This is a genomic window from Polynucleobacter sp. MWH-Creno-3A4, from assembly GCF_018881885.1.
Lineage (GTDB): Bacteria > Pseudomonadota > Gammaproteobacteria > Burkholderiales > Burkholderiaceae > Polynucleobacter.
In genome coordinates this window covers 569,702-582,764 of the sequence record NZ_JACXSA010000001.1, presented here as the reverse complement: position 1 = coordinate 582,764, position 13,063 = coordinate 569,702, and the positions used below count along the sequence as shown (strand labels likewise).

At 45.6% G+C, this 13,063-nt stretch carries 17 protein-coding genes; 12 read left to right on the top strand and 5 right to left on the bottom strand.

Annotated elements, in window-relative coordinates; genetic code table 11:
* Nucleotides 1-471, bottom strand: coding sequence for a tRNA (uridine(34)/cytosine(34)/5-carboxymethylaminomethyluridine(34)-2'-O)-methyltransferase TrmL (trmL, locus tag IEN92_RS02830; RefSeq protein WP_216160404.1), 471 nt, complete (start codon nt 469-471; stop codon nt 1-3).
* A complete protein-coding gene (locus tag IEN92_RS02825) occupies nt 464-1,213 on the bottom strand; it encodes a ComF family protein (protein ID WP_216160401.1) in 750 nt (249 codons plus the stop codon). Before IEN92_RS02825 ends, trmL begins: the two co-directional genes overlap by 8 nt.
* 23 nt (nt 1,214-1,236) lie before the next feature.
* Here IEN92_RS02825 and IEN92_RS02820 point away from each other — a divergent pair, with 23 nt between their 5' ends.
* The 7 genes from IEN92_RS02820 (at nt 1,237) to IEN92_RS02790 (ending at nt 6,818) form a co-directional block, all read left to right on the top strand.
* Nucleotides 1,237-2,034, top strand: coding sequence for a class I SAM-dependent methyltransferase (locus tag IEN92_RS02820; RefSeq protein WP_255539746.1), 798 nt, complete (start codon nt 1,237-1,239; stop codon nt 2,032-2,034).
* 180 nt (nt 2,035-2,214) lie between these two features.
* Nucleotides 2,215-3,372 carry a cytochrome c oxidase subunit II gene (gene coxB / locus IEN92_RS02815; RefSeq protein ID WP_215374220.1) on the top strand — a complete coding sequence of 386 codons (1,158 nt, stop codon included), beginning with the start codon at nt 2,215-2,217 and terminating at the stop codon, nt 3,370-3,372.
* A gap of 40 nt (nt 3,373-3,412) precedes the next feature.
* Nucleotides 3,413-5,032 carry a cytochrome c oxidase subunit I gene (gene ctaD / locus IEN92_RS02810; protein ID WP_215374218.1) on the top strand — a complete coding sequence of 540 codons (1,620 nt, stop codon included), beginning with the start codon at nt 3,413-3,415 and terminating at the stop codon, nt 5,030-5,032.
* On the top strand, nt 4,932-5,147 hold the full coding sequence (locus IEN92_RS02805) for a cytochrome oxidase small assembly protein (RefSeq protein WP_216160398.1): 216 nt from the start codon (nt 4,932-4,934) through the stop codon (nt 5,145-5,147). Before ctaD ends, IEN92_RS02805 begins: the two co-directional genes overlap by 101 nt.
* Before the next feature lie 14 nt (nt 5,148-5,161).
* Complete coding sequence (locus IEN92_RS02800; protein ID WP_215374214.1) at nt 5,162-5,743, top strand: cytochrome c oxidase assembly protein; 582 nt, start codon at nt 5,162-5,164, stop codon at nt 5,741-5,743.
* On the top strand, nt 5,740-5,934 hold the full coding sequence (locus tag IEN92_RS02795; protein ID WP_215374212.1) for a DUF2970 domain-containing protein: 195 nt from the start codon (nt 5,740-5,742) through the stop codon (nt 5,932-5,934). The genes IEN92_RS02800 and IEN92_RS02795 overlap by 4 nt, the downstream gene beginning before the upstream one ends.
* A gap of 29 nt (nt 5,935-5,963) precedes the next feature.
* Nucleotides 5,964-6,818, top strand: a complete 855-nt coding sequence (locus IEN92_RS02790) for a cytochrome c oxidase subunit 3 (RefSeq protein WP_215374210.1) — start codon at nt 5,964-5,966, stop codon at nt 6,816-6,818.
* A gap of 53 nt (nt 6,819-6,871) precedes the next feature.
* Here IEN92_RS02790 and IEN92_RS02785 read toward each other — a convergent pair whose 3' ends face one another.
* Nucleotides 6,872-7,084, bottom strand: a complete 213-nt coding sequence (locus tag IEN92_RS02785; protein ID WP_215374207.1) for a twin transmembrane helix small protein — start codon at nt 7,082-7,084, stop codon at nt 6,872-6,874.
* A 14-nt stretch (nt 7,085-7,098) separates the two neighbouring features.
* Between IEN92_RS02785 and IEN92_RS02780 the strand changes: the two genes are divergently transcribed.
* Genes IEN92_RS02780 through IEN92_RS02760 form a run of 5 tightly spaced genes read left to right on the top strand, consistent with a single transcriptional unit; the run spans nt 7,099 to nt 11,140 of the window.
* Nucleotides 7,099-7,875: an SURF1 family protein gene (locus tag IEN92_RS02780; RefSeq protein WP_255539745.1), complete on the top strand. Its 777-nt coding sequence runs from the start codon at nt 7,099-7,101 to the stop codon at nt 7,873-7,875.
* A 2-nt stretch (nt 7,876-7,877) separates the two neighbouring features.
* Nucleotides 7,878-8,534, top strand: a complete 657-nt coding sequence (locus tag IEN92_RS02775) for a hypothetical protein (RefSeq protein ID WP_215374205.1) — start codon at nt 7,878-7,880, stop codon at nt 8,532-8,534.
* Nucleotides 8,534-9,658: a heme A synthase gene (locus IEN92_RS02770; protein WP_255539744.1), complete on the top strand. Its 1,125-nt coding sequence runs from the start codon at nt 8,534-8,536 to the stop codon at nt 9,656-9,658. Before IEN92_RS02775 ends, IEN92_RS02770 begins: the two co-directional genes overlap by 1 nt.
* Nucleotides 9,655-10,548, top strand: coding sequence for a heme o synthase (gene cyoE, locus IEN92_RS02765; protein WP_215374202.1), 894 nt, complete (start codon nt 9,655-9,657; stop codon nt 10,546-10,548). Before IEN92_RS02770 ends, cyoE begins: the two co-directional genes overlap by 4 nt.
* A gap of 1 nt (nt 10,549) precedes the next feature.
* The gene (locus tag IEN92_RS02760; protein WP_216160396.1) at nt 10,550-11,140 is read left to right on the top strand and encodes an SCO family protein; all 591 of its coding nucleotides are present in this window, start codon (nt 10,550-10,552) and stop codon (nt 11,138-11,140) included.
* An 8-nt stretch (nt 11,141-11,148) separates the two neighbouring features.
* Here IEN92_RS02760 and rpoH read toward each other — a convergent pair whose 3' ends face one another.
* Together rpoH and ftsY are read right to left on the bottom strand one after the other, a co-directional pair.
* On the bottom strand, nt 11,149-12,078 hold the full coding sequence (gene rpoH, locus IEN92_RS02755; protein WP_215374194.1) for an RNA polymerase sigma factor RpoH: 930 nt from the start codon (nt 12,076-12,078) through the stop codon (nt 11,149-11,151).
* Nucleotides 12,079-12,170: 92 nt separating this feature from the next.
* Nucleotides 12,171-13,061 (bottom strand): signal recognition particle-docking protein FtsY, encoded by an 891-nt coding sequence (ftsY, locus tag IEN92_RS02750; RefSeq protein ID WP_216160393.1) that lies wholly within the window; start codon nt 13,059-13,061, stop codon nt 12,171-12,173.
* Between the last annotated feature and the right edge of the window lie 2 nt (nt 13,062-13,063).

Sequence of the window (13,063 nt, the reverse complement as noted above, 5' to 3'; positions counted from 1 at the left end):
TTAGCTTCCGCCCGCAAGCCCAATTTGACGCCATGCTTCGTAAACTACGATCGCTACGGTATTCGATAAATTTAAGCTGCGACTACTGTCTTGCATCGCAAGACGCATTTGATTCTTTTTTGGAATAGAGTTACGCACTTCATCTGTGATGCCTTTGGTCTCAGAGCCAAACACAAAGTAGTCATTGGGGGCGTATTTCCCATCATGAAAATTTGTGTTCCCTTTGGTTGTGAGCGCAAATAGATGCTCTGGGTCGACTTCCTCATTTTTCAGAAACTCTGCCCAGTTAGGGTGAACTTTGACTTGAGCGAATTCGTGATAGTCCAAGCCAGCTCTGCGTAACTTCGCATCTTCCATCGGAAAGCCTAGGGGTTCGATTAAGTGCAACTTCGCCCCAGTGTTGGCACACAGGCGAATGATATTGCCAGTGTTGGGCGGAATCTCAGGCTCGAATAAGACAATATTAAACATGCGGTGCTCTTGTAGTTCTCAATAAAACCCAATTCATCACTTGGGATGCTCCATTGTCCTTCAGAAGTCGGGCTATTTCATTGAGCGTAGCCCCGGTAGTCATGACATCGTCAAAAATTACTACGCTTTGCCCATCTAGTAACTGCCTATATTGAGGGTCGAGATAAAACATATTCTGAATTGCCAGGTGCCTAGTGGAAAATTTCTCTCCCGCCTGTGCAAATTCATGATGATGGCGTTTTAGTACAAAGGGTGTTTTTAAGAGACCTTGCCCACACTCAATTTTGCGAGCAATTTCCCAGCTTTGATTAAAACCGCGGGCGCCCAATTTTTGAATACTCAGTGGTACTGGAAATAAGAGCTGTGCATCAATCATTTTTAATTGTTCTGACAATATTTTGTTCCAGGCGTTTGCAAGCCCATGCGCATAAGCAAGACGTTTTTGATACTTGAGTTGATGCAGTGCGTTTTGAAGTGCTCCCTCATAGCGATCTAAGCAATAGCTTGCATCAAAATATGGTGGATTGAGGGTGCATGAATCACATTTCTGTTTTGCTATCTCAGATGCTTGAAGTGCAATGCCACATTGGGAGCAGCATACGTAATTAAACAAGGCATCATTCGCCAGAGACTCTAGGCAGTTGGTGCAAATCGTATCGCATTGATAGCGCTCGCAGACGATGCAGGCGCTCGGTATGCCGAATCTGCCAATAGCCTGAAGAAGCTTCTCTAGAAATCCCATAGGGCGCTGAGTATACTGAGCCAATGACCCAGCCGATCAGATGGTTACAGGACGAAATTGCAGACCGTATGTTGCAAAAACTCGATATCGTCAAACTTGATGTCAAAGATATTTTGATTGCTCCGGACTTTATTGGCAGGCATTTGAAATCTTTTGCTAAGCGCTATCCCCATGCCAATATTCATAGTCTGACAGAAGAGAATATTCCCCGCTTCGATCTGAAATATGCAAAGGCAATGGCAAATTGGCGTGCAATATTTGGTGGTAGTACAAATGCACTTTCCACATATTTATCTATCGGTAAATTTGACCTTCCTGATAATTCTGTAGATTTAGTCTTTAGTGATCTTTTGATGCAGGACTTGGTGGATCCTCGACACTTTCTTCAGGAGTGTTGGCGTGTCCTGAGAGAGGGCGGCCTCATTACTTTTAGCTATTTGGGGCCCGATACCGGAAAAGAATTGCGCGGACTCCAAACCAACGCCCTTCAGCTGAAGAGCTTATTAAATCCTTGGGATATGCATGATATGGGTGATGCCCTTATGGCTGAGCGTTTTTCTGATCCTGTAACGGATATGGAATTTGTTCATCTTGATTACGAAACAGATGCACTTTTGCTAGCGGATGCCGATGCATTGAAATTACTGCAATTGGCTGCAAAGGAAATCCCTGAAAAGGATCTTTTGCCCAAAAAAATGACTTTAGAGGTGGTATACGGCCATGCCTGGGCCATTGGAAAGCACCTGGCTAAACCGCAGGACAATATTGCCTATATTGACGTAAATCAAATTGGACGCAAGACTAGGCGAGATTCTGCTTAAGTGTAAGTGCTTACTATCATTTAAACCTACACCAAGATTGGATTGAGCTGGGATAACCCTGTTTGTTCTTGTGTTCAATTAACCCTATAATCACCGCAGGCAGTATTGGCTTAAAACCGCTTTTTGGGCATTTTTGGAGCGTTTTTAGCACTTTGCTCACGACAATAAACAGAGAATAAGATGAATTTATTTGGAAAAGTCATTAGGGCTTCGCTCTATCTAGTAGCAGCCTTCGGCACAGCATTTGCGCAGGCATCAGAAAACATGCCAGGAGGCCCAGCTGTTAATCAGCTGAACTTCGCAGCACCAGCAACCAAAATCATGCAAGAAATTCATTGGTTGCACTGGATGATGTTGATCATCTGCGCAGTAATATTTGTTGGCGTGTTTGGCGTGATGTTCTATTCCATTCTCAAGCACCGCAAATCATTGGGCCATAAATCTGCTTCTTTCCATGAGAGCACCACGGTTGAAATTATTTGGACCGTGATTCCACTGCTCATCGTGATCGGTATGGCATTGCCTGCAACCAAAACGGTTGTAGCAATGAAAGATACAACCAACTCAGACATCACCATTAAGACCACTGGCTATCAGTGGAAATGGGGATATGACTACATCAAGGGCGAAGGCGAAGGCATTAGCTTTCTATCAACCCTGTCTACATCTCGTGAAGCCATTAACAACCTTGCGCCTAAGTCCAATACTTACTTGATGGAAGTAGATAACGAAATGGTTGTGCCTGTTGGCAAGAAAATTCGTTTGATCACTACCGCAAATGATGTGATCCATGCTTGGACCATTCCTGCATTCGGTGTAAAGCAAGATGCGATCCCAGGATTTGTAAGGGATACATGGTTTAGAGCTGACAAGATTGGCACTTTCCGCGGTCAGTGTTCAGAGTTGTGTGGTGCAGAGCATGCCTTCATGCCAATCGTTGTGAAGGTTGTTTCACAAGAGGACTACACTGCTTGGGTTGCGCAAAAGAAAAAAGAAATGGGCGCAGGCGGTGATGATCCTACTAAGGTTTACACACTAGAAGAACAAAAAGAGCGTGGTGCAAAAGTCTATGCAGCTAACTGCGCTGCTTGCCACCAAGCAAATGGTAAGGGCGCAGGTGCCTTCCCAGCATTAGATGGCAGCAAAGTGGTGAATGGTCCAAAACAAGGCCAGTTCAATATTTTGCTAAACGGTAAGAATGCAATGCCGAAGTGGGCTGGCGTGATTTCTGATGGTGATATCGCCGCAGTGATTACCTATACCCGCAACTCATGGGGTAATAAGACGGGCGAAGTGATTCAGACCCAAGACATTATTACTGCACGTGGCGGCCAGTAATCCATTTACTAATACAGATAAAACGAAACCGGAGTAATCCATGAGCACAGTCTCTACTACTATTGACCACGGACACGATCACGCACATGATGATCACATGCCACACGGTTGGCGTCGTTGGTTGTTTGCAACCAATCACAAAGACATTGGCACGATGTACTTGATCTTCTCCTTCATCAGCTTATTGGCTGGTGGTGTGATGGCATTGGGTATTCGCCTAGAGCTGTTTCAGCCTGGTTTGCAATTTTTCCGCCCTGAATTCTTTAACCAATTAACTACCATGCATGGTTTGGTAATGGTCTTCGGTGCAATCATGCCGGCCTTCGTTGGTTTTGCCAACTGGATGGTGCCTTTGCAAATTGGCGCATCTGACATGGCCTTTGCTCGCATGAATAACTTCAGCTTCTGGATTCTGCCAGTTGCAGCTACTTTGTTGCTGAGTTCATTCCTTGTTCCCGGCGGCGCTCCTGCAGGTGGTTGGACAATCTACGCTCCATTGACCTCACAGATGGGCCCTGGTATGGATATGGCGATTTTTGCCCTTCACTTATTGGGTGCTTCATCCATTATGGGTTCTATTAACATCATCGTGACTATTTTGAATATGCGCGCTCCTGGCATGACATTGATGAAGATGCCAATGTTCTGTTGGACTTGGTTGATTACTGCTTATTTATTGATTGCCGTGATGCCGGTATTGGCTGGTGCAATCACTATGGTTTTGACTGACCGTCATTTCGGTACTTCTTTCTTCTCCGCTGTTGGTGGTGGCGATCCAATCATGTTCCAGCATATTTTCTGGTTCTTTGGTCACCCAGAGGTTTACATCATGATTCTTCCGGCATTCGGAATCGTGAGCGAAATCGTTCCTGCGTTCTCTAGAAAAACATTGTTTGGTTATAGCTCAATGGTCTACGCAACGGCATCCATTGCGATCTTGTCATTCATTGTTTGGGCTCACCATATGTTTGCAACTGGCATGCCAGTGACTGGTCAATTGTTCTTCATGTATGCGACTATGTTGATTGCTGTGCCAACTGGCGTGAAGATTTTTAACTGGGTAGCCACCATGTGGAAAGGTTCAATGACCTTTGAAACTCCTATGTTGTGGGCAGTTGGATTTATTTTCGTATTCACGATGGGCGGCTTCACCGGCTTGATCTTGGCAATGGCGCCAATTGATATTGGTGTTCAAGATACCTACTACGTTGTTGCCCACTTCCACTATGTACTAGTAGCGGGATCATTGTTTGCGATGTTTGCTGGCTTCTACTACTGGTGTCCAAAGTGGACTGGCTATATGGCTAATGAAACTCGCGGCAAGATCCATTTCTGGGCTTCCATGATTTTCTTCAACATCACCTTCTTCCCAATGCACTTCTTGGGTCTTGCAGGTATGCCACGTCGCTATGCTGACTATCCAACTCAGTTTGCTGACTTCAATATGATTGCTTCGATCGGTGCTTTAGGCTTTGGTTTAGCGCAGGTGTATTTCTTATTCTGCGTAGCCTTGCCTGCATACCGCGGTCATGGTGTCAAAGCTTCAGCAAAACCTTGGGATGGTGCGAAAGGTTTGGAGTGGACCATTCCTTCACCAGCGCCACACCATACTTTTGAGACTCCTCCAAGTGCGGAGCAAATGCGTGAAGCAGGAATTTAATTCTTCAGCCAAGCAAACCCTAGCTGCCAATAACCGCAGATTAGGGTTTGTCTTGTTGAGCGTAGTGTTGGTATTTTTTATTGGAATTGTGATTAAACGGAGCTTCTTGGGTTAATCCCGCCGATTGCGATGGTTTCTACTGAATCACTGAATCGACAGATTTTATTGAAGCTCCTCATTGCAGCAGTAATGATGTTTGGTTTTGGTTACGCTTTGGTTCCAATGTATAAGGCCTTGTGTGAGGTTACCGGAATTAACGTAGTAACAAGTAAGAATGATTATGGTGTCAGAGCATTTAGTCCTAATCGGGTTGGTAATACGCAAGTAGATTACTCCCGTACAGTGACCATTGAATTTGACTCTAATAGTCGTGGGCCATTTACTTTTAAGCCAGTGAAGAACTTCTTGGAAGTGCATCCTGGTGAGATGACCGAGATTGTGTACGAAGTAACAAACAATTTAGGTCGTACGGTACGGGCTCAGGCAATACCGAGTTATGCGCCTAAAAGCGCAACAGAGTTTTTTACGAAATTAGAGTGTTTTTGTTTTCAGGAGCAAACACTGGCTGCAAATGAGACGAAGAAGATGCCGGTGGTTTTTGTGATTGATGCAGGCTTGCCTGATGATGTGAAAACAATTACGTTGTCGTACACCTTCTTTGAGTTAGGACTGGGCACTCCGCCCGCACCCAAATCAAAGGTAGTGTCATGAAGAAGAAAAGTAGTTTTATGCAGTCTATGAAAGCTGTTTTATGGGGCTTCTTGGGAGTGCGTAAAAAAGCAGGTTTGCAGGAAGATGTAGCTTCACTCAGTTTTGTACACATTATCATTGCAGGTGTACTTGGTGCCTTGATTTTTATGGGCGTCCTGTTATTGATAGTGAAAGCAGTTGTGTCCCATTGATTATTTTTTGATTGAATAGAGAGAATAAGATGTCATCCAATTCAACCCCATACTATTTCGTCCCAGGACTATCTAGACATCCAGCCATGGCGGCCTTTGGCTTAATCGCCTTTGGTTTTGGCATGTCCGGTTGGGTGAATCACACTTCTTGGGGCGGCTCCCTGGCATTGGTTGGTGTGGCTTGGATCCTGTACGTGCTCTATAACTGGTTTGGCGACACGATTGCAGAATCGAATGCTGGCAAGAATGGTGTCAACGTAGACATCTCTTATCGCTGGTCAATGGCTTGGTTCATCTTCTCTGAAATCATGTTCTTCGGCGCATTCTTTGCGGCCTTGTTCTATGCACGCAATATTGCGATGCCATGGTTGGGTAGTGTTGAGAGCAAACTCATCTGGCCTGACTTTCAGGCAGTTTGGCCGAATGATGGTCCTTCAGGCTTGGTACAGAAATTCACTACCATGGGGCCTTGGCCGATTCCAACTATCAACACCTTGTTGTTGTTGAGCTCTGGTGTAACTATTACGATCGCTCACCACGCTTTAGTGCAGAACCATATGAAGAAAGCCATTATTGGTTTGGCTGCAACTGTTGCTTTGGGCGCAATCTTCTTGGGTTTCCAGGGCTATGAGTACTACCATGCTTACCATGAGCTGAACTTGAAGTTAACTTCAGGTATCTATGGTTCAACTTTCTTTATGTTGACAGGTTTCCATGGCTTCCACGTATTCCTTGGCGGCACTATGTTGGCAATTGTTTTACGCCGCATGATTCGTGGTGACTTTACAGCTCAACACCATTTCGCTTTTGAAGGTGCAGCATGGTACTGGCACTTCGTTGACGTTGTATGGCTTGGCCTTTATATTGCCGTCTACTGGATGTAATTTGAAGTAAAAATCGGGGCGTAAAGCCCCGATTAGTTTTTAGCAGCGAAGTTTTAGTTGATGCCGACTTTGATGCCAGTAGGCTGTATATAGCCAAAGTGATAGGCGACCAAAATGCCAAGGAAAAGTGCAATGGAGAGGCCAATCCGCAGCATTAAAGAGTGAACCATTCTCGAGCTATTGCCCCGATCTTTCATCATGTAATACAGGGCTGATCCTAGGCTGGCAACAATCAATAGTAGGGCAACCGGAATAATCCACTTCATCTCGCATCCTTATCTTGAATCTATTTAACACTCTCATCGCTAAGCGCCTAGTTGCTACTGTATCAGCCTTACTGGTGATAGCAATTGGTTGTGGCGCAGGAATTTGGCAAATCAATAGAGCGGAAACCAAAATCGCTTTGGCAGCCAATTTATTAGCTCGTCAACAAATGCCAATATTGAGCGCTAATGCTGGTCCTTGGGCTTTAGAGGAGGTGAGTGAGCGGCGCATGATTGCACGGGGTCAATATATCCCTGAAGCAGCGATATGGCTAGATAACCGCCCAAGACCCATTCCACCAGTTGGAAGTAGTAGCTCACAATCCGGTTTTTATCTGATGATGCCTATGCGTCTTGAAGGGAAAAAGGATGTGCTTTGGATTAATCGCGGCTGGGCGCCTCGCAATAATGAGGATCGTGAAGTATTGCCATCGGTGAAGACCCCCTCAGGGGTTGTCAATATCGAGGGTATTGTCTTTGCGCACCCCGGCAAAGTCTATGAATTGGGTAGCAGCAAGCCAAATCTTGAAACAGGCAAACCCCGTATTGAGCAAAACTTTGATTTGGCAGCTGAAGCTAGGCTCCACAACTGGGATCAAAGCCCTTTTATTTTGCGTGAGGTTGAGGCTGGTATTGCGGATGGCTTATTGCGGGAGTGGGCGCCTCTGACAACCGGAGTCGATCGCCATTATGCTTATGCATTCCAGTGGTTTGCTTTAGCCACTTGTGGCTTCTTATTTTGGCTGATTACTGGTCTGCGGCAATATTCGCGGAATAGTAAAAATGGGGATTGAGCGTGAGCGATAAAGAGTTGTTAATTCCGGCTTCACAGACTGATGCATCGACGATCAATGCACAGACTCGACGTGGTCGCATCCAAATGCTCTTGTTATTGCTTGCTTGTGCAGCACCGGTCATTGCTTCTTATTTAGCGTATTACGTGATTAAGCCTGAGGGCGGCAAAACTAATTTTGGTACTTTGGTTTATCCCGTTCAAGAATTGAATACCGCTTGGCTGAATGTTCCTTTGCAGGGGAAGTGGACCCTCTTGATTGCCCGTCCTGCTGGAGAGTGCAGCATCAAGGATGAAAAATGTATCGAGGCATTATTTTTAATGCGTCAAGTGAAGGTTGCGATGGGCAGAGAAAGTAATCGTGTACAACTTTTATGGGTCAATACTGATGGGCGGCCTGTTGATCCTGAAGTGGCTAAGGTTTATGACGAGCAATCAGCCGGCTTGAAAGTGGTTGGGCTACCGTCGGACCCTGATACAAAAGCAGCCTTTGAGGCTTGGCTTAACAAAGAGGGCGCTGGGCAAGAAATTCAGCTACTGGATCCAAGTCCTGCAAAGATGATGTATTTCCCTGTTACGAATTCTCCCAAGGAATTTGCGAGTATTAAAAAAGATTTAGAAAAGCTTTTGAAGCTCAATCACAAGGGCGAGAATTTGTAATGCCTAATTTTGTATTGCTTCTAGAGCTTGCGTTGATAGCAATCATTTTTGCAGGCCTACCCTTGGCCTATCTTTGGAGAAAGCCAGGGTATAGCTTTTTTCAAAAACTCAACTGGGTTTTAGTCTTCATGACTTTTGATCTGATTGTGTTTGGCGCCTTTACTCGCTTAACTGACTCAGGGCTCGGTTGCCCGGATTGGCCTGGTTGCTATGGAGTATCAAATCCTTTTCATGCTTTAGGTGAAATACAGCAGGCTGAAGCCAGTTTACCAAGCGGTCCCGTTACGGTGATTAAGGCTTGGATTGAAATGATTCATCGCTATTTGGCGATGACGGTAGGGGCCTTAATTTTGGTTCAAGTTGCCCTAGCATTTAGCAAGCTCAAGGCTTTAGGTAAGGCACCATTGTTCGGTAGTCTAGGCCTGCTCTTGCTTGTTTGTATTCAGGGTGCATTTGGGGCTTGGACTGTGACCCTAAAATTGCAGCCCATCATTGTGACAACGCATTTGATGTTGGCATTACTTTTATTGGCTGGCTTAACTGCTTATGCTCAACAAGATTGGGAGGCTAAATCTGCTACGGTACGAACAATTCGTATTCGTCCTGTACCAGCTCAACTGCTCTGTTTGGCTTTTGTAGTGCTAACGATCCAAATCTTTTTAGGCGCTTGGGTTAGCACTAATTACGCCGTACTAGCATGTCCTGATTTTCCGACTTGCCTAGGTAGTGCTTGGCCTGAAACTAATTGGAGTGAGGGCTTCACTTTCTGGCGTCAATTAGGTCTTAATGCACAAGGTGAGTTTATTTCCCCGGTGGCATTGCAGACAATTCACTGGGCACATCGTTTATTTGCGATGGTTGTTTTGATTGTTCTGGCTACATTAAGTTGGAAGACCATGAAATTAGCAACCCCAGTTTTATCCAGTCTAAGTCGCTTTGCTAAGCTTTTGCTCACCTTACTTGTTCTGCAAGTGATCACTGGAATATCGAACGTAGTATTTCAGTGGCCCTTGCTAGCAGCCCTTTTACATACTGCGGGTTCTGCCGCTTTGGTATTCTGCTTGGTCAGAATGAGTTATTGGGCATCTTGGAACTCAACAACTCAAAAGAAGATGAATTCATGAGCGCACTTGAGACATCAAAACCAGTGGCAATGCCGCGTTGGCGTCAGTACTGGGTTTTAACAAAACCCAGGGTGACTCAGCTCGCTGTGTTTTGTGCTGTCATTGGGATGTTCTTGGCTACCCCAGGAATGGTTCCTTACCCAGTACTCTTTGGCGGAATTGTAGGCATTTGGTTGTTAGCTGGTGCAGCTTTTGCAGTGAACTGTTTAATTGAGCAAGCGGTTGATGCCAAGATGAAACGCACTTCATGGCGCCCCTCAGCAACTGGAGAGGTTACCCCGTTTCACATCATTGTTTTTTCCATCATCCTGGGTTCGCTGGGCATGATTATTTTGTGGAATTTTTGTAACCCATTAACCATGTGGCTTACCTTGGCAACCTTTGTCGGTTACGCAGTGATTTATACCTGGCTATTGAAGCCGGCGACCCCCCAAAATATTGTCATTGGTGGCTTATCTGGTGCGATGCCGCCAGCCCTGGGATGGGCGGCTGTGACCAATACCCTTTCAGCAGAAGCGTGGCTGTTGGTACTCATTATTTTTGTTTGGACACCACCCCATTTCTGGGCTTTGGCTTTGTACCGTCGCGATGACTATGTGCAATCTGGTTTACCGATGCTGCCAGTTACTCATGGGGAACGCTTTACGCTGCTGAATATTCTTTTATATACCTTGATTTTAATTGCCGCAACAATGCTGCCCTATATCTACGGTATGAGTGGCATGGTGTATTTAATATCTGCTATTGTTCTAGGTTTGATCTTCTTAGCGTATGCCATCGCTTTATTTGTGTCGTATAGCGATGCGTTAGCAAAGAAAACCTTTCGTTTTTCCATTACCTATTTGTCATTGCTTTTTGCAGCCTTGCTGGTAGATCACTATTTTCTCTAAGATGAATATGACTTTTTTGCGTAATTGCTGTGTTGCCGCTCTTCTCATTGCATTAACTGCCTGCAGTCCTAAGCCTGAGTTTAAGAATATCGATATCACTGGCAGCAGTGCATTTGGGAAAGACTTCAGTTTGGTAGATCCAGACGGCAATGTAAAAACACTTGCTGATTACAAGGGTAAAGTCGTGGTCATGTTTTTTGGCTATACCCAGTGCCCCGATATTTGTCCAACGACCCTGACTGAAATGCAGCAGGTGATGACTCTTCTAGGCCCACAATCGGATAAAGTACAGGTACTTTTTGTTACGGTTGATCCAGAGCGCGACACCGCAGCGATATTGAAACAGTATGTACCTTCTTTTGATTCTCGTTTCTTAGGTTTGCGTCCAGCAGATGATGCTGCTTTAGAGAAAGTCGCAAAAGACTTTAAGATTTATTACAAGAAAGTGCCAGGCACAAGCCCTGGTTCATACACTATGGATCACACTGCGGGAAGTTATGCCTTCGATCCAGAGGGTCACTTACGCCTCTATATCAAACATGCGCAAGGCCCTGAGACCTTGGCACATGACTTGAAGGAACTTCTAAAGTAGGATTTTGATTAAGCTGCTGCAGTTTGCAGCATGCCGCGCATCTTCTTGAGGGCTGCAGTCTCAATTTGACGAACGCGCTCAGCAGAGATGCCATATTCAGCGGCAAGGTCGTGCAATGTTTTTGTACCATTGCCATCGGCATCCATAGCCAACCAGCGGGATTGGACAATGTTGCGACTGCGCTCATCTAAGGCCATCAAAGCTTGGTCAAGCTTGGGGCCTTGCAGGGCATCAGTTTCGTTGCTCGCAATCCGTTCTGTTGGCTCTTGGCTGTTATCGGCCAGCCATTGAATTGGTGCATAGGCTGCATCCTCATCAGTATCTTCACCTTCAAGCGCAATATCACCACCAGCCAAGCGCATCTCCATTTCTTTCACATCGGAGCCCTTAACATCAAGCGCCTTTGCTAAAGCATCGATCTCGCTTGGAGTGAGAGCGCTTAAGCTAGGTTTGTTGCTACGCAAGTTAAAGAACAACTTACGTTGTGCCTTGGTCGTTGCCATTTTGACCAAACGCCAATTCTTGAGAATGTACTCATGAATTTCTGCTTTGATCCAATGTATCGCATAAGACACTAGGCGAGCGCCATTGCTTGGGTCATAGCGCTTCACAGCTTTCATCAAGCCAATATTGCCTTCTTGAATTAAGTCAGCATGCGGAATGCCGTAGCCCAGATATTGACGAGCAACAGAAACAACGAGACGCAAATGGGAGAGCACTAAAGTTTTAGCAGCATCGACATTTTCTGTGCGACGAAATTCCTGCGCAAGATGTAACTCTTCAGCAGCACTAAGCATTGGTACGCGATTCACGTACGCAATGTATGAATCGAGAGTGCCAACCCCAAGGGATGGCAGCATTGGAAACGCAGACGCCGCTGCAGCCTGCGCTACAGGCAGCCTTTGCATATTCGGTTTGTCAGATTTCTTTTGAACCATTTTTCTTATCAATATGAGGTTTGAATGAAAGACTATTTTAGCACTCCTGTCAAGAGAGTGCTAATGGTTTATTTGATCTTTAACTTATTGATTTAATTGAATAATTCAGAAGAATATTGTCTGGCGGTGAATGGGGCTAAATCATCAATACCCTCACCTTTGCCCAGGGCCAATATGGCCGGTTTTGGCCCCTCTTGAAGGGTATGTGCCAAAGCGCAAATAACGCCGCCCTTAGCAGTGCCATCGAGCTTAGTAACGATGATTCCAGTAAGACTTAAGGCTGCGTGAAAGGCCTTCACTTGGCTTAAACCATTCTGTCCAGTATTGCCATCCAGAACTAGCAAGGTGTGGTGAGGCGCTCCAGGAAGTGCCTTGCCGATAACCCGCTTGACCTTCTTTAGTTCTTCCATGAGGTGGTCTTGGGTAGCCAGACGTCCAGCGGTATCAATAATGAGAATGTCGCTTTTGCGCGAGATCGCAGAATGAATTGCATCGTGCGCAACCGCAGCAGCATCGCCGCCTTCTTGGGTAATGACGTCTACTTGATTGCGACCAGCCCATTCTTGTAATTGATTGCGTGCCGCCGCTCTAAAAGTATCTCCTGCAGCCAGTAAGACGGACTTACCTTGAGATTGAAAGAGTCTACAAAGCTTGCCAATGGTGGTGGTTTTACCTGCGCCATTGACGCCGACCACTAACCAGACCTCAGGGATGCTGCCTTTAATGGGTCTAAAGAGTGGATTTGGTGAGGGCTCTAGGACCCTTAATAAAGTAGCCACCTCTTCAATCAGGAGGGCTTGTAACTCTTCAGGGCTAGATGCTTTTTCAGATTTAGCCGCTTTGCGAAGCTTGCTAATCAGTTGTTCAGTCGTGGGGAGTCCCACGTCACTTTGAATCAGTGACTCTTCTAAAGTATCAAACCAAGCTTCATCTATTTTGCTTGATTTAAAAAGGGATCCGAGGGTTTTACGTAAGCCGAACATAA